Origin of the sequence: Bradyrhizobium sp. CCBAU 25360, assembly GCF_028128695.1 — a bacterium.
Lineage (GTDB): Bacteria > Pseudomonadota > Alphaproteobacteria > Rhizobiales > Xanthobacteraceae > Bradyrhizobium > Bradyrhizobium ottawaense.
This window is the reverse complement of record NZ_LBJA01000001.1, coordinates 837,917-856,538: the sequence shown is the minus strand read 5'-3', so window position 1 is coordinate 856,538 and position 18,622 is coordinate 837,917. Positions and strand designations below refer to the sequence as shown.

9 protein-coding genes are annotated in these 18,622 nt (G+C 57.8%); 4 read left to right on the top strand and 5 right to left on the bottom strand.

The window, feature by feature from the left end; translation table 11 throughout:
* Positions 1-417 precede the first annotated feature (417 nt).
* Positions 418-1,710, bottom strand: a complete 1,293-nt coding sequence (locus XH81_RS03740; protein WP_271595814.1) for a peptide ligase PGM1-related protein — start codon at positions 1,708-1,710, stop codon at positions 418-420.
* A gap of 1,050 nt (positions 1,711-2,760) precedes the next feature.
* Positions 2,761-3,774, bottom strand: coding sequence for an anthranilate phosphoribosyltransferase (gene trpD / locus XH81_RS03735; RefSeq protein WP_271595813.1), 1,014 nt, complete (start codon positions 3,772-3,774; stop codon positions 2,761-2,763).
* Positions 3,775-5,490: 1,716 nt separating this feature from the next.
* On the opposite strand from trpD, the gene XH81_RS03730 reads away from it, so the two are divergent.
* From XH81_RS03730 to XH81_RS03725, 3 genes are all read left to right on the top strand, one after another.
* The gene (locus XH81_RS03730) at positions 5,491-5,697 is read left to right on the top strand and encodes a hypothetical protein (RefSeq protein WP_172789412.1); all 207 of its coding nucleotides are present in this window, start codon (positions 5,491-5,493) and stop codon (positions 5,695-5,697) included.
* Positions 5,698-7,539: 1,842 nt separating this feature from the next.
* Positions 7,540-7,947, top strand: coding sequence for a DUF7694 domain-containing protein (locus XH81_RS38680; protein WP_442868186.1), 408 nt, complete (start codon positions 7,540-7,542; stop codon positions 7,945-7,947).
* 693 nt (positions 7,948-8,640) lie between these two features.
* Entirely contained in the window at positions 8,641-9,495 is an 855-nt protein-coding gene (locus XH81_RS03725) for a YopT-type cysteine protease domain-containing protein (RefSeq protein WP_333913105.1), read from the top strand.
* A 2,217-nt stretch (positions 9,496-11,712) separates the two neighbouring features.
* Here XH81_RS03725 and groL read toward each other — a convergent pair.
* Together groL and XH81_RS03715 are read right to left on the bottom strand one after the other, a co-directional pair.
* A complete protein-coding gene (gene groL, locus XH81_RS03720; RefSeq protein WP_271595812.1) occupies positions 11,713-13,353 on the bottom strand; it encodes a chaperonin GroEL in 1,641 nt (546 codons plus the stop codon).
* An 87-nt stretch (positions 13,354-13,440) separates the two neighbouring features.
* Complete coding sequence (locus tag XH81_RS03715) at positions 13,441-13,755, bottom strand: co-chaperone GroES (RefSeq protein WP_271595811.1); 315 nt, start codon at positions 13,753-13,755, stop codon at positions 13,441-13,443.
* Positions 13,756-14,763: 1,008 nt separating this feature from the next.
* Between XH81_RS03715 and XH81_RS03710 the strand changes: the two genes are divergently transcribed.
* The gene (locus tag XH81_RS03710; protein ID WP_271595810.1) at positions 14,764-15,411 is read left to right on the top strand and encodes an FkbM family methyltransferase; all 648 of its coding nucleotides are present in this window, start codon (positions 14,764-14,766) and stop codon (positions 15,409-15,411) included.
* A 656-nt stretch (positions 15,412-16,067) separates the two neighbouring features.
* On the opposite strand, the gene XH81_RS03705 is transcribed toward XH81_RS03710, so the two are convergent.
* Positions 16,068-17,234, bottom strand: a complete 1,167-nt coding sequence (locus tag XH81_RS03705) for an acyl-CoA dehydrogenase family protein (protein ID WP_271595809.1) — start codon at positions 17,232-17,234, stop codon at positions 16,068-16,070.
* Between the last annotated feature and the right edge of the window lie 1,388 nt (positions 17,235-18,622).

Genomic DNA, 18,622 nt, shown 5'->3' with positions numbered 1-18,622 from the left:
CGAAGATCTTTTCACTATAAGCTCAGCCCTCGTCCTCGCCGAAGATTGGTGCCGCACTCGTGCAGTTGCGCAAGTCGCCGGTTGCAACCGCAGCCGCTTGGGCATGACTCAAATCTCCGCCGAGAGAATGTCGGGTTGATGGACGCAATGCTCGCTTAGCGATGCCGTTGCGCAGGACTAGCTGTTGCAGCGATCGATCAGCTGGGTAAGAATATTCCTCGCGCAAGGTCACGATCATGATCCGACGTTTAGCATTAGGGATAAACCTAGCTTCTCGCCCTGTCCGGCGCTGCAGTTACTGCAGTCAGCCGCAGCGCCGAACCTATTTGCTCAAACTGTGCCCTCTTTTATGTTTGGGGCTGGGGAAAACGCTGTTTTTGCGCGGGGCGGTGAATTGAGCGTGTGAAGATGTGTTCGCTAGGACCTCAACAGTCGGTATTGCTGATCGTGGGCCGCGGCCCTGTCGGCCGCAATCACAACGCACTCCACGGTACCAGCCTTTTCGTCGGCGGCAAGTGGGATCACGCCTGTCTTACGTGTGCGGTCGAATAGCAATCCCTCTTTGAAGAAGCGATCATGCGCCGCACGAAACGATGGTGATCGTACATTTCTTACAGTTAAAATAACGTTGCGACTGGAATAGTCGGGGCCTAGTAGCCGAATCGCAATGTTGTGTAACACCGAGCCGCCACCCCAGCGGCCGTTTGCTTCATTGAACAGCAACCGTCCGTCTTTGGCGAAAATCGCGTCGATGTTGATCATTCCGCGATAGCCAAGGTCTCTCGCTAGCGCCACAAATCGGTAGGCATGCTCCTGGGCAGTCAACCACTGCTCGTTCTCTAGATCGCTGGGAAGCTCAAGCCCTGTCCAGATGAGAGCCCTTTCGGCCCGATCTGTGCTTTTATGCAGGCGTATGTTTCCACTATTGATGAAAGCGATTGATGCATCATCCTGGATTGCATACTCGAGATAAAACAAAGACCGGGCCAAGTGGTATGATTCGACGACCAGCGTCTTACACGATGCTGTTGTGATCTCGGAGTAAAGCGCGTCAGGATCAAGCGAACGCCAGGAAATCCACCGAGTATCTCTGGCGCCAGGTAGGGGATCGCTTTTGCTGCTCGTTAAGATGACATTTCCGACCCCTCCAGCTCCATTATCCAACTTCACGATGACCCTGCCGGTCTCGGATTTGAGGGAAGTGACTGCTTTTAACAGTCCATTTGGATCTGTCGCGACACATCCGTGAGGCAGCGGAAGTGCTACGCTTGTTGCCAACTGACGGAAGTGACTCTTGCGATTCAGTAAATCAGGCCCGCGCTGCAGGGCGAAGTCGTCGCCAATGTTCGGTATGCTTAGTTTGGCCGCCAGGTGTGCGACGCCTTCAGTAAAGTAGCAGGGGTACAATCGCCAGGTGGATTGTTGACGAATATGTCTTTTAATTCGTGCGACAACAGTGTCGGACAGCAACGCGTAATCATCCAGGATGGTCGGTTGGCGGCTCGTTGGTACAAGCAGGCGAAGACTCGATGCATCGAAATCCAGCGTCGCGCCAATGAAGGATAGCAGATCTGCCGGGATCACTACCGGGGAGACGATCAGGTCACCCTCCTGAGCAAACCACGCTGAACGGAATGCCGAGCTGGCGGCCAGCGAAAGTTGAGCCTTTGTTAGATGGGCGCCCGACATCTGAGGCGTACCGGCATTCATAATTAGAATCCGCGGCATTCGCGAACCTCCGGGCATCTGGACTTGATCAGGATGAATGGCCATGGCAACCACGGTCGAAGGGCTTTGCGGTGGTCCCGATTGCGGCGATGGTCATCGGAGATAGGGAGCATGACCAGCGATCGGTCCGCCGATCTGACCGGCTGAGTCACCCGAAGTCCTTCACACCCATGTAGGTAACACCCCACGAGCCTACGATTTAACGTTACGTCAGGTTCAAGCCCCTTTTTGCGGGCGGCTCATGCCCGAAGAGGGCCCCGGAAGAGCTGGTGTTGCAAGCATCAGCGGTGCCCTGAGGGGCAAGCCTTTGGCTGAGGCCTTTGAGGAGCGATCCCGCGAATGCGCCGGAGGCGTGTCCAACGAATGACCCCAGTCGCCGAGTTTCGACAAAATCTAGAATTGGTCAGGGTGCGTATGCGAGCCATCACATCGATGGCCAGTCCGACAAGGCGAGATGAAGTGGCCCGGAGAAATCGCCATCCGAGCCACCGCTGAACGAGCGAGCAGCTCGAATCCAGGCTTGGCCGCAAGCATTTTGAAGCGTGGCGTAGAGCGCAACGCCGGCCTGCTAGTGTCTCTCCGCATCCGGACCTAATTTTCTCTCAGGAGAACACGCCGCTTTGCTTCCAAAAGATGCCCATCCAGCGTCTCGTGCAGCGCACGCCGCAGCTCGGGCGGGATCGAGCTATCGGTATCGATCAATTCTCGAAACTTCCGAATGATGTGTTCTATCGTTGCGATGGTTCCAAGTGTTTCAATCCTTTGCCACGGCATTTTCGATTGTCTCCTTTGGCGCGTTGCGCACGCTTCGTCGAGGGTCCTCACCTCACAACTGGGCCTCGAACAGCCTCTGGTGCACCAAAGGTTGGCTGTCGGGCTGAGTGTTCAGCGCGAGCTCTTTTGACCAGAACTTGCGCAAGCGGCGCTCCCTGAGAAATCGGCAGAAGTAACGCGCATTCCCGGCTGCAACAGTTTTCCAGCGCGTAAGCTGCACTATTGATCGCAAGGATGCGGCACCAACGAGCTCGGCTGTCAGGCGTTCGAAACCGTGATCAACCGATTCAGTCGAGCGGCTGCAGCGCCCCGATCAAGTGATTCTTGTCCGAGCGCCACGCCTTCCTCTAGGTTCGAGGCCCGCCCGGCCACCACCAGTGCGGCCGCCGCATTCAGAAGGGCGGCATCACGAAAACGACCTGGCACGCCATCGAGCACTTTTTGTATCGCAAACGCATGAGCCTCGACATCACTGCACTCCAGCGCATCGGCGCGGTAGCGGGGGAGCCCGGCTTCTTCCGGCGTGACTTCGAACGTGCGGACTGTACCCGCCTCAACCGCAGCAACAGAGCTTGTGTCGGTGAGGGATAATTCATCGAGCCCGTCCGAGCCATGAACCACCCATACCGCATCGGCGCCAAGGTTCTTCAAGACTTGCGCCAGAGGCTGGACCCATTCGGGAGTGGACACTCCAAGGATATGCCGCTTGACCCCGGCTGGATTCGACAGAGCCTCGATTAGATTGAACATCGTGTGGGTTCCAAGTACGCCCCGGATCTGCCTGATGCGCTGCATCGGCGGGAAGTCGGGTGACGCAAACACGAAGCCAATGTCGGCTTCGTGCACACAACGTGCAATTGACTCTGGCTTGAGATCGACCTTTACGCCGAGGTGCGCCAACACGGCTGCCGTGCTGGAGCGCAAAGATGCAGCGCGGTTAACATTCTTGGCGACGGGAACGCCGACGCCGGCGACGATGAACGAAACGCACGTCGATACGTTCAGCGAACACATAACGGTATCGCTCGTACCAGCGATATCGATGGGATCACATCGCGTCTCGACCTTTGGCACTCTATTTCGCATTGCGGATGCGGCGCCGGTGATTTCCTCGACCGTCTCGCCGCGGACCCTCATCCCAATCAACAAGCCCCCGATCTGCGAGGGAGTTGCGTCGCCGGACATCATGCTGTCGAAGGCTGACGCGGCCTCCTCGCGGGTCAGAGTGGCGCCGGTGGCAACTTTACCGATGATCGATTTAAGCGGTTCCATCGAACTTTACACGTTCCTTCCAAACTAGGGTCCGTCCGTTCAGCCAGCCCTCTTCACAACGCGTGCGCTGCTGCGGCTGCCGGTCTATCCGCACTCGCTCTGCCGCACGATTCCTTGAGGCGAGACGTCGGATGAACGTGGGGTCTGTGGCCACGCTACAACCTGACGCTACGTGAGGGTCAAGCTCTCTCCACTTCGATGCGGCTCTCGAGAGGACATCGGCGGCTAGTCAGACCACTGAGTTGCTTGATGCGAGGATAATAGCTCTGTCTCGCGCCCGCTTTCTGTCGATGTTCCGGCCGGATCACAAGGCGCCGATTTCCGGTGCCGCCGTGGCGGAACCGCAGAGCGGCTTCCGCACGTGCTATGAATATATTGATGCCAATTCCAGACTGAGCTTAGCTGGCTCTGCGAAATGACTCCACGCCACTATAATGAACCTGCGCATGACTGCCTCCAGGAAGCGATCGACGCGTCCGTTAACCGGCGCCGCATCAAGTGGCGAGCCGTTCGGCGAACCCACGTGTACGTGTTGTACGTCAAGCTGGGACGACTTCTGGAGAGGAGTCGGAGGAACAGGTCGCAGCATCTTCACTTCGACCCGCCGCTCTTATTGCCGATATCCCGCCCGGAGATCACGTAGCGACATTGCTGACTGAGACGGTCTTGCTTGGATCTGAGGCAGGCAGTAATAGCGGTACGATCTGGTATGTGACTGCTACAAAGTCGGAATACGTCTCCCATGCAGGCCTCTTTCTCGTCTGCGGTCGGTGTTCGATCACTCGCCTTGACCGGCGCAAGCATTGCAGTTGCCATTGCTAGGCCTAGAGCGATATCGCGGTAGTAGAGTCTGAGGTGCGGAGCCAACTGAATTCGTTGTTTTTGCATCATGACATTCCTTCTGTTCGGCGGAGCTAGTTATTGTTCTTTCTGCCCGGAACGCATCACGTGCAAAACGGGAAACAGGCGGATCTGCTTAGCTGTCTGCAAGCTCGTTGCTCTACTTTTGCCGTTCTCACGTAGGGGACTCGCCACGATGCCGCTCGAACCGCCCCCTGGCCAGCTCTGCCGAAGCATAGAGATCAGAAAGAGCGGATGTGCTTTGTCGTTGTTGATGATGCGCTCGGCCTTGCAAGAGCGACCATGATGACCGGCTGACACAATGTTTGGTGTCATCGCGCTTCTGTTCCACTTTGGTTGAAGAGGTTGGGCGGGGTTATCTGTGAGTTAGGCTGCGTCTTGCGTCGGGTCAGGGGAGGCTGCGGTGCTCGGACCATGGCCGCGCAGACCTCGTAACCCGCGATTCGTTCAGCAGAAGCTGGAATAGAATTCGAAATCGGAGGCAGGCTCGCGCCTGTATGACGTGAGGCTCTCTGTTCGGTCGTTCCGGGCGATTGTAAATACTTGAGGCATTCCAATGATCGTGAACTGTCACGCGACTGATTGTCAGAGGTGATCCCCACTTGTCCAGAACCCTACAATCTAACGCTGGGTGCGATTCAAGTCTTTCGGTGGGAGCAATGGTCTGAAGCCGTCGGTTGCTGTGCATTCTTCGTATGAGCATCGACTGCAATGCGAATTCGGCCGTTTCTGAAATGGTTGCTTTGGACTGGGGGCTGACTGCTTCGGCAGCCGGTGCCACGAGCGTCGCTCCTACGTGATGATACGGAGGGTCGCTGTCGCAATTCGTTGATCTACGGATTGCATGCTCTCGGCATGAATCCGAAAAGTAAACTGTACCAGCCCGATCACTGGCGAGGCCGCGCGGAAGCAACGCGAAAGAAAGCGGAAGCGCTCATCGACGGAAAAGCCAAAGACAGGCTGCTTAAAATCGCATTGGAGTACGACAAGTTAGCGCGGCGTGCCCACTTCTGGCAGATGCGCAAGAATGAGGACGATACGTGGCCTGAGCAAGAGCTGTAACGTCGCTACCGTCCTCTCTAGCCGACCCAATGGCTAGATACCGATCAGCAAGAAAGTTGACTGCCGCCTGTACGGAGCATTGAGTGAGCCAGAAGGCAAGGCGCCTGACCGTCCTATGCCACACCCGTGAGTGCCCAGCCGGCCGCTTGGCCAACCTTCCTCCAGGTCGCCTGGTTTCGTCAGCTTCTCGAAAGCTAACCGTCACATAAGGCGGATACGGGCACTAGTCCTCCCTTGCAGTCGATCCGTCGCGCCTCACTTGGAAGACCGGATGCCACTCGCCGCGGACGCGTTGAGCTGTTAAAGGTCAATTTCGCGTTTCCTCACGCTGCAGCGGCACATCAGTGTGCCAAATTCCAGACATTTGGGTAAGTCGAAATGCCCTTGCGATCGCCAGAGCAGCGCACTCAATGTCCAGGTAGCAGCGCGAAGCGCCCTGGCACCAGTTTGTTCGCAGCGGTGGCAGCCCGGGGTCGCGAGGGGCGCCATAAGTCCATCGGGGCGTGTGCCATGCGCGAGAGTGTTTCAGAAGAACGCCGCGATGACTAAGTAGATCCCGGCCCAAAGCAGCGCATTTATGAGGAGTGCGGCCAGAAGCCACAAGTTCCACCTTTTCTTGGGTCGCCGGGAGGGACGATCGGCCCCGATATGCATGATCGTTCGGTGCTTTGTTGCGCGCCAATGTGTCGTTTCGTTATGCTGAGCGCCGGTCAACAGAAAAATGCCAAGCTTTGCATGCCTCCCATCACTCATAAGTTAGCAATCCTCTTTTCATTGGGCATCAGAACCGATGTTCGTGCGGCGGCCGTCCGGCCGATTCATTGCTCGTGCATTTTCGCTACAGCGAGGTCGCGTTCTGTCAGCACAGCAAGCGACATGCCACTAGGTAGAACTGTCTGCAGCGCTTTTGATGCGGTGGATTGGTGACACGGAGCCATTGCGCGACGTCGGAGTCGCGACATTCATGTCGCAAACAACACCCGCATTAGCGGTAAAAGGTGAGCGGTTCTCGAGCGCCATGCCGTGGACAACGCGTTAGGGGCTGCATCTTAGTGGTGCAGGAAAAGCGGCGACATTCGCAGTTGGAGCGATGAGATCGACTAACCATTGTTCCTGACCGTCAGCTTACGACCAAGATAGCGGGCGATCCGCCGAAGGGTTCAGTGCAAAGAAAGGGCGACCTGCGTCCGCGGCTATGTGTGTGCCGATTTGGACGCCATAGAACTAACAATCTTCACATAAATGGCGCATTAGGACTGTTCAGCCTTGGCGAGGAGGCCGTCGAGTGATGAAGTACTCCGTCATCAGGCAGCAATGTCACCCCGATCTATCTGGTGCCACTACTGGTGTTGCGAGCATGATGAGATCTCGATGTCGTCGCCAGCAGGGGAGCATGCCATGATGAGGACCAATTCATTGAAGACGAGGTGACGCGTCAAGATTCGCCGATTTCGACTGCTCATGCGGGATGTGCGCTCCGCCGGCGATGAGCGGTGAATACTGCCTGGCATCGATGACAAACTGTTTCGCCTCGGAGAGACTGAATGACGGACTTAAATAAGTAGCAGCAGGTGCAATCGGCGGCTCGAGTCGCCCGACGCGCAGATAGTGGTACCGCTCATGCTCAGGCAACCGGCGGTCCTGGGGCGCAATACGTCTTAGAGCAATAATCAGAGGAGAGTGAGTGATGATACACATCTACGGCTTTCGCGGATGGCGCGCTGTAGAGTGGTTTAGGAGCGCTGGGTCGAGGACCGAGCAGGTTAAGTTGTCACGAGACAACGTCATCTACGTAGACGTCAGGGCTATCCGAGAGGCAAAGGAGCGGGCGTGCGAGCGCAGATGATAGACAAGCTGGAGGCCGGCCGCGTGCAACACGGCCGGTTCGCTACCGCTCCAGGGTCAGGCCCTCGCGGTCTGTTCCTTGTGCAGGGGCCTTGTGGGTGTGAACTCAAGATAAGTGCATTTGTCCGTCCTGGCTGGGAGCACGTCGCTGTTTCGACCCCGCGGCGCTGTCCGAACTGGGACGAGATGTGCTTTGTGAAAGACCTGTTCTGGGATGAAGAAGAGTGCGTCATGCAACTGCATCCGCCGCATTCGAGGTACGTGAATAACAGCCGATATTGCCTCCACTTGTGGAGGCCCACCTATCGAGACATTCCGATGCCGTCCCCAAGCTTCGTAGGTGTCGTCGGATTAAGTCCCTCAGATGCGGCAACGTTGTTCGCGCGAATGAGCGCGACAGCATGACAGCCTGAGCTGACAGAAGTCGAGCAGAAGGTGAGGTCGAGCAGGTGCACAAGCACCGGCTCGGCTTCCCGAAATGACGTGTCACATGCGGGTGTATGTCGGGCTCGCTCGACTGTTGCAGTGTGCAGGCGAGATAAGCCGGAAATGCAGCCGTCAAACAGGAACGGCTAACGGCATATTGATTCGGGAGAAATGTCTGCGCGAGGTGTTGTAGAGTGAACAAGATCGTAAATGGTGTTTAAACCCGGGTTTTCAGATCAGCGCTGAAGGTACGTCAGCCGCAACAACAGCATCTCACTGGCCGATGGCCGATCACGGGGACGCGATTGCGCACTGTTTGGAGGCGAAGTGAGGCCGGCCGACCGGCGCAACACGATAAAAGTAAGATCGACCACCAAACCGATTGGTCACGCTGTCCAGCGCAACCATCATCCTGACTGCATCTGCAATTCCAAGCTCGCCCTCTGTCAGGGTGCAAGAGTCACTAGCTGTTCGGCCATCGCCTCACACCTGCAGCCGCGCTCGTGAGCAGGCACTATCGCGCAACCAATTGGCCGTAGCGTCCCTGAGCTGTTTGGTGGTCAGCTCTTCGTCAGTTTGTTGCAATATCATGCGCCGCAAGATGTAAGCAGCGCGCTCCCTCTAGCTCGCTCCCTCTGAGGAGGCGTGCGCCGAAGAAGCAGGTGAACCAGCATGTATAATCGAGTCGATGGCCAGTACACACGCGCTGTTCAAGCTGACGGATCGAACAGGCCCGCAGACAGTAGCGAATTTGCGCAAACACTCAGCGAACTCGCGCGACGGGAGAGCCGGCCGTCCGGCGAATTGTTCGACAGGATGGGGCTCTGCTTCAGCAAGCCGCATACCTCAGATGTAATCGTTGATAGTCCAAGCGCCTCGCGCTACAGCATATCCTCTCTGCCCTCCAGCTCGGAGTTATCCTCGACTCCTAGCTCCGTTCGCTCTCTATTCAATTACAGGACTGCTGAATTGTCCGAAGCCAATGTCAACGGAATCTGTGTTGGATTGGTAGCGGAATGGCTCCTTGACCTCCCAAGTAGCCCGTCATCCCGAATGAGGGCTCTGCTCCCGGACACTGAAAAGCACCGCTCAGCAGCAAGCCGGCAGGAACAGTACGAAAAGCTCAAGGCTCAATTGATAAACGATGGGGCGGACGGGGGCAACCTCCAAGCAAGAAGCACAACGTTACGCAAGGCTGGCCTAGAGCCGTTCGCTGAAGACACGCGATATAGGTTTGATACATCTTCGTGCATTGAGATCGTGAAGGAGATCACCAAGGATGAGTCCATATATTTGGTCAGGATGGGTTTCGCCGGAGGTGGCGCCCACATTATTGCGACAGTGACGTCGAATGGAGCGACGACCCTCTTTGATCCAAACTATGGCGAATTTGATGTTCCGTCGGGTCAGCTCGGAGGGTTGTTCAAGAGTCTTGCGGAGCGCTACAGGAGCCCCCCGAACAACCTTGAACTATCAACTGTCGCCACACAAAGGATATCGACTGTCGCCACACAAAGGATGATGTGAGGACTTTCTAGGTGGCAACGGACCTCGCCGGATGCCACCGCGCGGAACTTCATCGGTCGATGCGCGACAGCCGCGGCGCCTACCATGGTGCATTCGCCACGGTGTTCGGATGTTGGACCCGTGCTCTGGGCGGATGCTCTCTGGAGGAGGGGGAGAATGTTCAGGCGGTATAGGTCGCCAGATCGCTCAGATTTGAGCCCGCGCCCTCGCCGTCCTCAGGGCCTAAATGGCGAGCGCTTGCACTCGGGCAGGGATCGATGGCCCGTTGGGCTGACTTTCTCGTGTGGGTTCCGATGCCCGCCCCCTAATCGCGCTCAGGGCTAAGGTCTGACTAGGCATTCACAGAGCCGGCACAAGCTGTAGTTCGACTGCTTCGGATTCCTGGCCGGCCCTTTTGATACTGAGTCGCGAACCGAATAACTGCAGCCGACGACAATTGCATGCAGTCGTACCGGACAAGCCGAGTCCTCACTCGCCACGAGCTCCGCAACAATCTACGCCGTTTCCTCGTCGCTGCACTTCTCGTAACGTCGGCTGTCGGTGAAGGCCTCATCCACGATCTAGCTCAGTGGCAACACTATGCACTGTGTCGTCCCAAGCCTCACGGTCGAAGTTTGCCGCCGAGCTGGACTACAAAGCCGTTTGAGAAGTGACTTGCCGAATAATGCGAGGTGACATTGTTCGTTCTCGACGGAGCGAGCGCATGCGGGCATTGAGCGCGATCTGGAAGACGGCCACTCGGTAGTGCGGATCTGATCCCAGTCTCACGCCCGGAAGCAACCCGCGCGCGACACGACCTTGGTCGGACTGGATGTATGAGATGTTCTCTCTGCCACGCTCGCACTACTGGTTGAAGTTAGCAGAAACGTGACTCGGCGCCAAAATCCCCACGCATACTCGGGGCAAGCGCTGTCCCTACCACGTGCTGCTAACTTCAACATCAATGTAGACGGGGGAGCTTTCCGAAAGCTGACGAAACCGACGCGATGCGTCAGGCGAAAACGGACCGTGCGGGGGAGGCCCTCCTGTCGTGAACCCCGCCACCCGCCTAACGGAAGAGTCGCTTAAAAGTATCGTTGAGTACAGACACAAGCTCTTCCTTAAAGAGGTCGTGAAAATTCGCATATACCATGTGCCAGCGAGAAGGCGGCAGCAGGACGCTTAAAGCACACCGTGCCTACAAGGTTGCTTCCATGCAGGGTAAGGCTAGGAAGTTACGGATAATGAGATCGATGCAGCCAACGATGCCGTGGCGGAGATGAGGTCGATAGCCTCTTGCAAAGAGAGAGCTAATCCGCCGTGCTCTCCTGGTGCGGTGAGCCGGAACAGTCCATGCCTTGCCAAAACCCCGTGTACGGTCGGAGGGAAGGCTCGGCGGTCATCCGCGTCTGCGAAAGTCAGCTGACTGAGCCCAGGGATGAAACTGGAGTATCGTGCAATTGCGTGCCCTTCAGCTAAGCGTTCCTGTGCCTCCCGGTGAGCGTAAACTTGGGTGTACATGACCATAAGATCACAATGATCCTGAACGCGTTTCGTGCCAATTCATCCGAGAGGCTACGTTGGCCAGATATTGGTATAGTGTGGATGCAGGCGCAATGTGGGGCCGTGCCGGGGCCGGACTGTCGTGCAGCCGCCCCGCCGGCGAGCTCTTTTGCAAAGCACCGCCGTTGCTCGGATACCGTATATATTGGACGCAAAGCAAGCCTTGCGATTGTAGTGTGTGATCACTCTTAAGCATGTCCTGCCCCGACGTCCGCAGCAGGGGAGTTGAGGGGAGCCCCGTCCGCGAGGACCAAACGAGGCGCAGAATAATCATCGCACTTTCCGCAAAGACTGTGGTTTTTGAGAATGTACTCCGGGTTCAAACAAGCCCTTAGGTCACAAGCCTCCAGCTACGCTACAGCAAAAGAAAGCGGACAAGGAGGTGGAAAGCGGACAGGCGGCGCCGAGTCTACCGCACGCCAAGGGGTCGAACATTTGGATGAGAAGAGGCAGCTTCGTGAGTCAAATCGCCATAGACCGACTCATCGTCGTACCGGACGCGGTCCTGTCGTCGCGGAAGGAACGGTCAAGAAAATTGAGTTGGGGTGCTGCCGCCGCGGATAGACCGATGGGCCGGACCTTCGGCGGGCTGGCAACGGGCTACCGGCCGCTCGATGCAAAAACCCTGACATTATTGCCAGGGTTTCGCATGTCATCGAGAATTTAAGAAGTGGATCAGAAGTCCATACCGCCCATGCCGGGGCCGCCAGGCATTGCTGGACCAGCCGTAGCCTTCTTCGGCAGCTCGGCAACCATCGCTTCCGTCGTGATCAGCAGCCCGGCCACCGAGGAGGCGTTCTGGACCGCGATGCGCACGACCTTGGCCGGATCAATGATGCCCTTGGCGAGGAGGTTGCTGTACTCGCCTGTCTGCGCATCGAAGCCAAAAGAGTACTGCTCGTTATCGAGCACCTTGCCGACCACGATCGAACCGTCTTCGCCGGCATTGATCGCGATCTGGCGGGCTGGCCAAGACAGTGCTCTGCGTACGATCTCGACGCCGGTCTTCTGGTCGTCGTTCTTGGTGCGCAGGCCCTTGAGCTGCTCGGAGGCACGGAGCAGGGCGACGCCGCCGCCCGGAACGATGCCTTCTTCCACAGCCGCGCGGGTCGCATGCATCGCGTCATCAACGCGATCCTTGCGCTCCTTCACCTCGACCTCGGTCGCGCCGCCGACGCGGATCACCGCGACGCCGCCTGCGAGCTTGGCGAGACGCTCCTGGAGCTTCTCACGGTCGTAGTCCGAGGTGGTCTCCTCGATCTGCGCCTTGATCTGGGCCACGCGCGCCTCGATGTCGGCCTTCTTGCCGGCGCCGTTGACGATCGTGGTGTTCTCCTTGTCGATCATCACCTTCTTGGCGCGACCGAGCATGTTGAGCGTGACGTTCTCGAGCTTGATGCCGAGATCTTCCGAGATCGCCTGGCCGCCGGTCAGGATCGCGATGTCCTGCAGCATGGCCTTGCGGCGATCGCCGAAGCCCGGAGCCTTGACGGCCGCGACCTTCAGGCCGCCGCGCAGGCGGTTCACGACGAGCGTTGCGAGCGCTTCGCCCTCGACGTCCTCGGCGACGATGACCAGCGGCTTGCCGGTCTGCACCACGGCCTCGAGCAGCGGCAGCAGCTCGTTCAGCGAGGAGAGCTTCTTCTCGTTGATGAGGATGTAGGCGTCGTCCATCTCAACGCGCATCTTGTCGGCGTTGGTGACGAAGTAGGGCGAGATGTAGCCACGGTCGAACTGCATGCCCTCGACCACGTCGAGCTCGGTCTCGAGCGACTTGGCTTCCTCGACGGTGATGACACCCTCGTTGCCGACCTTCTTCATGGCGTCGGCGAGGAACTTGCCGATCTCGGCATCGCCGTTGGCCGAGATGGTGCCGACCTGGGCGATCTCGTCGTTCGAGGTGACCTTCTTCGAGTTCTTCTCGAGGTCGGCCACGACGGCTTCGACCGCAAGGTCGATACCGCGCTTGAGGTCCATCGGGTTCATGCCGGCGGCGACCGACTTGGCGCCTTCACGCACGATTGCGGCGGCCAGGACGGTCGCGGTGGTGGTGCCGTCGCCGGCAGCATCCGCAGCTTTCGAAGCCACTTCGCGCACCATTTGGGCACCCATGTTCTCGAACTTGTCGTCGAGTTCGATGTCCTTGGCAACGGCAACGCCGTCCTTGGTAATACGTGGCGCGCCGAACGACTTGTCGAGCACGACGTTGCGGCCCTTTGGACCAAGAGTGACCTGCACGGCATTGGCGAGAATGTCGACGCCGCGCAGCATACGATCCCTCGCATCTACTCCGAACTTGACTTCTTTAGCTGACATAGAGAATTCCCTCAGTTATCCAATTAAATGATCCTTCAGCGCGCCCGGTAGGCTCTCCTCAGGAGGGTGAGCTGTGCGAGCCGAGGATTAGGCGACCTTCTTCTTTGAGAACACATCGGTGAGAACGCCCATAATGTCGCTCTCCTTCATGATCAACAGGTCTTGCCCATCGATCTTGACCTCGGTGCCGGACCATTTGCCAAACAGCACCCGCTCACCGACTTCGATGTCGATCGGAATTAGCTTGCCGCTCTCATCGCGGCCGCCCGGTCCAACTGCAATGACTTCGCCCTGCGATGGTTTTTCCTTCGCTGTGTCCGGAATGATGATGCCACCAGCGGTCTTCTCTTCTGCGTCGATGCGCTTGACCACGACGCGGTCGTGAAGCGGACGGAAATTCATAGAGGTCTCCTGAGCGTTTGAACAAGTTGAGATTGGGCACAATGTGGCTAGTAAACTATAGCAAGAGTCAGGCCAGAAATGCGCTGAGCGATCTATCCGTACAGTTCTGCAAAAGCATTGCCTGGCAGCGGGTGCGCTTGTCCGGAAGCATACGCGCTGAGGTGCACAGCCCCCCGGCTGTTGTGAAAATGACATTGCGCTTCTTCGAAGCACGGCATTGAGCCCCAGGACGCTTCAACCTTGCTCGGACGGCGGTTGCACTGATCGGAGAGTGTTTCGACGACGTGGGGATTACGCATGATTACCTGGCGGTACAATCTAGCAGCCGTGGCAGCCGAAGCGTGCGGGCCACGAGCGTTATCGAAGAGCGGATCGTCAAATCTGCCGGAGTCGTGCATGCGAATAGTATGCGACGATATCGAAAAAGCAGGTTCTGCTTGTAAGAGGCGGCCTGCTAGCAGGTCACCACCGAATTGTAACCGATTGCCGGTGTCCAGCCGTAGCACGGCACTTATGGCCTACCGAATTGACTCTGGTCATTCGTAAGCCGGCAGCATTGGAAGAAAGTTGCGAGCCCGCAAAGCTTGATTGCGCCGAGCAACGCGTGCATCGGGGCTTTCGCCGACCTCGTTCCTCGCGCCCGCTGCCGAGGGAAAGACCCTCGCGAGCTACTGGCAGCGAATCTGAGATGGCGGCCATCACTTGGCAGAGCACATTCGGTGCAATTGTCTTCCATATCCGACAGGTGACGCTCAAACGAAGGCGATCTTTCGGCAACTCGAAAGAGCCAATAAGACCATCTGGCGCAATGAGGCCGCGCTTTCCGACGATAGGTTCGAGACTTGCATCGCCAGGGATAGCCTCTCCATTTCATGTCGATGAAATCCAAACAGTTGTCGTGGATCAAGAGGACTGACTGACAAATGAATCTTATACCTTGATATACGTTGTGCCGCGGCTTCTGGCGTGTGATGTGGAAACATCTCCGCGCACCATGGAAAAGCCGCTGTGTCGTCCGTAGAAGTACATCAGCACATCATCTCACTTCTTCAGAAGCCGAATCCAGTCATCCTGGATATCGGCTGCAATGACGGGACTGATACGCAAAAATTCCTCGAACTGTGCCCGCAGCCCCAGCTCTACTGCTTTGAGCCGGACCCCCGAGCGATCGCGCGCTTCAAGAAGAAGCTCGGCTCATCCCTCAATAGGGTGAAGCTGTTTGAAATAGCCATCAGTGATCGAAACGGAAGGATCGACTTCCACCCCAGCAATGCAGATGGCGATGCGAAGGAGTGGGACCTATCCGGTTCAATACGCCGTCCAAAGAACCATCTTACCGAGTACGATTGGGTTCGGTTTGATCATCCTGTCTCGGTTGAAACACGGCGACTGGACGACTGGTGCAGCGAAGCCAAGCTGGACGGAGTCGATTTTATCTGGATGGACGTTCAGGGAGCCGAAGCCGACGTTATCGCCGGCGGTATGCGGACCTTGAGCAACACACGTTTCATCTACACCGAGTATAGTGACCGCGAGCTCTACGAAGGGCAGTTGCCCTTGCAAGCCATTCTTGACTTATTGCCATCTTTTGAAGTGGCGGCTCACTATCCGCGCGCAGTGGAAGGTGATGTATTGCTCAAAAATTCGCGCGCCTAGCGGATCCCCGGGCTAGCGTGCATGTCGGCCGATCCATTGGGAGCGGCCAGCGCCACGGCGGTCGTGGGCTCCACGCGGCCCTGAGGAAGGCAGGGGCGTGGGGCTACCGTTACGATCGAACCGTAGCAGCGCTGCGCTTCCGCGCTCTTGGCGCCGCAGCGTCGGATCCGCTCCACCGACACTCGCCAGGATCTAATGCCGATCACGCCGAATCTGATCACGCGGCTTCAACGACGCAGCCAGAACCACGTCCGGCTTGCCGATATCACTCCATCCTGACCGTATAGGGCTGGCTGTATTGCTGCCGCCATGGATCCGCAAGATAGCCGGCCGGGCAAAGCGCGTAGGCAACCGGTGCGAGAATCCCGCTAGCGCGTGATTTGGAGAGTTCGTGAGTTGAACCGCGAGCCGTTTCGCAGAAGTTCAGGTGTATCCTGCTCGGCAACGTCAATGATGGGGGCAGGGGCTAAGAGGCTTACGAGGGCTCGTATATTCGGACAACGATGGTAGTGCAGGATGTGTAGCGGGACCCTTTGCACAGCGGTGTCTTTGTTCACATCGAAACAAGGGGCCACGTCCTTATCGGCGGACCCACTCACCACGCAACTGCGGTAATCCGTTGGCGTGGCGTGTGGCCAGCCCTTGCGTGCCCCACTTTATGGAAAGCCCGGCTGTATTACACTTCCCAGAAGGGCACGGCCAGCGCTCTGGAGCGTTCCCTCGTTTAAAGCTGCGTGCTGGGCAACCACGAAGCTATCGCACATGGCCCGTGCCAGATTGCTGGTGCTATAGAGCGCCTCCGTTCCAGCCAGACCGCTGGCAACCCTGCAGACCTCAGCGCCCTGCCGCGCGGCGTTCGTTGCCGCGAGCCGCATTAGCGTCGTGGTGCCAAGAGTTACCTCACCCTTGAGCGCTTCCTTCCACAGCTCCTCGGTGGCGTCGTAAAAAAAAGAACGAGCGGAACGTAGCAACGCTTCGGCTTTGGCGATTTCAAGCTGGACATAGCCGCGCTCAGCCAACACGGGCGCTCCAGTGATCGAGGCACGAGTTTCGGCCATGGCGATCACCTCGTCTATTGCGGAACGCGCAATCCCGATGCCAACAATAGCATGCGCCTGCGCAGCGAAGGCGACGGCTGGATAACGATAGATCGGCCCATCAAGTGTCGGCGGACCGCCGCGGATCAAGGTCCATTCCTCTGGCACAATGACGTCGTTGACGACGACATCGTGGCTTCCGGTGCCTTGCAGTCCGATGACGTCCCAATTCGGCCGAATTGTCACCTTCTCGGCTGGCATCACCGCTACACGCGGAAGGTCACCGCTCGGATCGTCTTCCAACGTGATACCAACTCCTATCAAATCCGCCTCTGGTGAGCCGCTAGCGAATGGCCACACGCCGTTCACGATAAGTCCCTCGGCGCATCGCTTAGCGGGTTGGAGTGGGAAAAGCGCACCCGCCAACACCACGTCAGGTCCATTGGCGTACACTTTGCGAAGCGTGTCGTCCGGAAGAGCAGCGAGGTAGCGAGCTCCATCCCCGAAGCTGGCGACCCAACCGGCGGAGCCGTCGGCCTCGGAAATGCGCTCCACCAGCCGACAAAAATCGGCTGGCGTTCGCTCCTCACCGCCGAATCGCTTGGCAGTCATAGCCCGATAGACGCCGACGCGTCTGAATCCGTCGATGATTTCTTTTGGAATCTTCTGCGTGCGGCTAAACTCGTTGCGACGCGCACGGATCTCGACGAGTAGCGGCGACAGATTAGCCCAGGTCGCAGGCGCGGCGTGGGTTCTGGAAGTCCCCTTTTCTGGTCGAGCATTCATAGATCATCCTCCGTGTCTTGAGCCGGTCATCGCCGCGTGTCATTCATTTGGGCCCCGCATGGCGAGGCCAGGTGATTTGGCCCCCGCTGGACGGCGTTCTCAAAGCTGTCTCAGTTGATATCGAGTCCATGGGAGTGGACACGGTAGCTTCCCAAACTTGAGTGGCCGGCAAAGCAGCCGATAGGCTGCGGCGGCATCGATCCGCGTTTGCCGCACTGAATCTCCGGCGGTCGATGGGGGCATGGGTGCATGTCTTTCAACATGAACGTGTGGTCACACTTGGGACAGGCCGGATCGAACCACGTTTGGAATTCCTGAGTTGTGCTTGTGAGAGCGCCCAAGCCTGCGGCCTCTTGCCCGTCTTCCCAGCAATTGACGTGCCATCAAGCTTGGCTACGGGCTTTGTCTGAATCGCGCGAGATCACTCCGCCGTGCCGTGCCAGCGCAATGCTCGTGTCTCCGTGTTTGCTTTCAGGCACAAGATGTCCTTAACTCAACAAGCGGCGAAGAAAACCCCAGAGGCGGACCGCGACCGCCACCAAGGGGGTTCAACCTTCCTGCTTAAGCCTAAGTCCGGCTTCGGTCTCCTGACGCTACCAACAGCCCAAATGTGCTGATCGTGCGACTGCTGGTAAGCGCTTGCTTAGAAGCGGCTCAAGTACGCAGGTGTTCATGAAACTCACGGCGGCTCCAGACGCGGTAATTGCACGATCGAACTCCGGTTCGAGGTGACCGCAAGAGTGTCCCGCTCATGCAAGCGAAGACGAGCCGTTTCGAACAGGTTTTGGGTTGCCAGCAACAGACGAGTCTGTCCACGTTCTGGCATACCGAACGCAAGTTCGTGCACATTCTTGACTGACCGACTCTCTCTTGCGGCCGGTGGCGCCTCCTATCTATGCTTGCGGCCTTGGCCGAGCTTGCCAAATTCGTGCGACAACTATGCGTACATCACGAACGTTGCGACAGACCAGGCGCGACACGTTTCGAAGCTAGTGCTCTGTTCCAGCTAAGCGACTCCGCGGTTGAAGATCCTGATTCCGGAAGGGCGGTTGCCAGATTAGTTCGGCCTGTAGACGCGGTGCGCGCGCTTGAAACGAGGGTGCTGGCGCACCGAAGTCACCTGTGCAGATGGAACTCGAAACATTCGCTAAGTCTCGCCGCGGCTTAGAACCTAGGAGCGTCCGGGTACAGGTGACGCACTTTGTAAACTTCGAGGTTCTTCGATCTCCTCATGGAGGACGGCGAACGAGACGATCTAACGAATGATTGATGAGCGGCTGGTTTTCCGATGGTCGCGGTCTCACAAACGGCCGATGCAGGAGGCTCTCCGGTACTGATGCGGGTAGCATGCTGCTGCAAAAGCCCCGGGCCGGGCAGTCCTGCTGGTT

Bases quoted from the DNA above. Each gene is read 5' to 3' on its own strand.
- trpD (WP_271595813.1), bottom strand. From the start codon at position 3,774: ATGGAACCGCTTAAATCGATCATCGGTAAAGTTGCCACCGGCGCCACT.
- XH81_RS03705 (WP_271595809.1), bottom strand. From the start codon at position 17,234: ATGAATGCTCGACCAGAAAAGGGGACTTCCAGAACCCACGCCGCGCCT.
- groL (WP_271595812.1), bottom strand. From the start codon at position 13,353: ATGTCAGCTAAAGAAGTCAAGTTCGGAGTAGATGCGAGGGATCGTATG.
- XH81_RS03725 (WP_333913105.1), top strand. From the start codon at position 8,641: ATGTATAATCGAGTCGATGGCCAGTACACACGCGCTGTTCAAGCTGAC.
- XH81_RS03715 (WP_271595811.1), bottom strand. From the start codon at position 13,755: ATGAATTTCCGTCCGCTTCACGACCGCGTCGTGGTCAAGCGCATCGAC.
- XH81_RS03740 (WP_271595814.1), bottom strand. From the start codon at position 1,710: ATGAATGCCGGTACGCCTCAGATGTCGGGCGCCCATCTAACAAAGGCT.
- XH81_RS38680 (WP_442868186.1), top strand. From the start codon at position 7,540: ATGATAGACAAGCTGGAGGCCGGCCGCGTGCAACACGGCCGGTTCGCT.
- XH81_RS03730 (WP_172789412.1), top strand. From the start codon at position 5,491: ATGAATCCGAAAAGTAAACTGTACCAGCCCGATCACTGGCGAGGCCGC.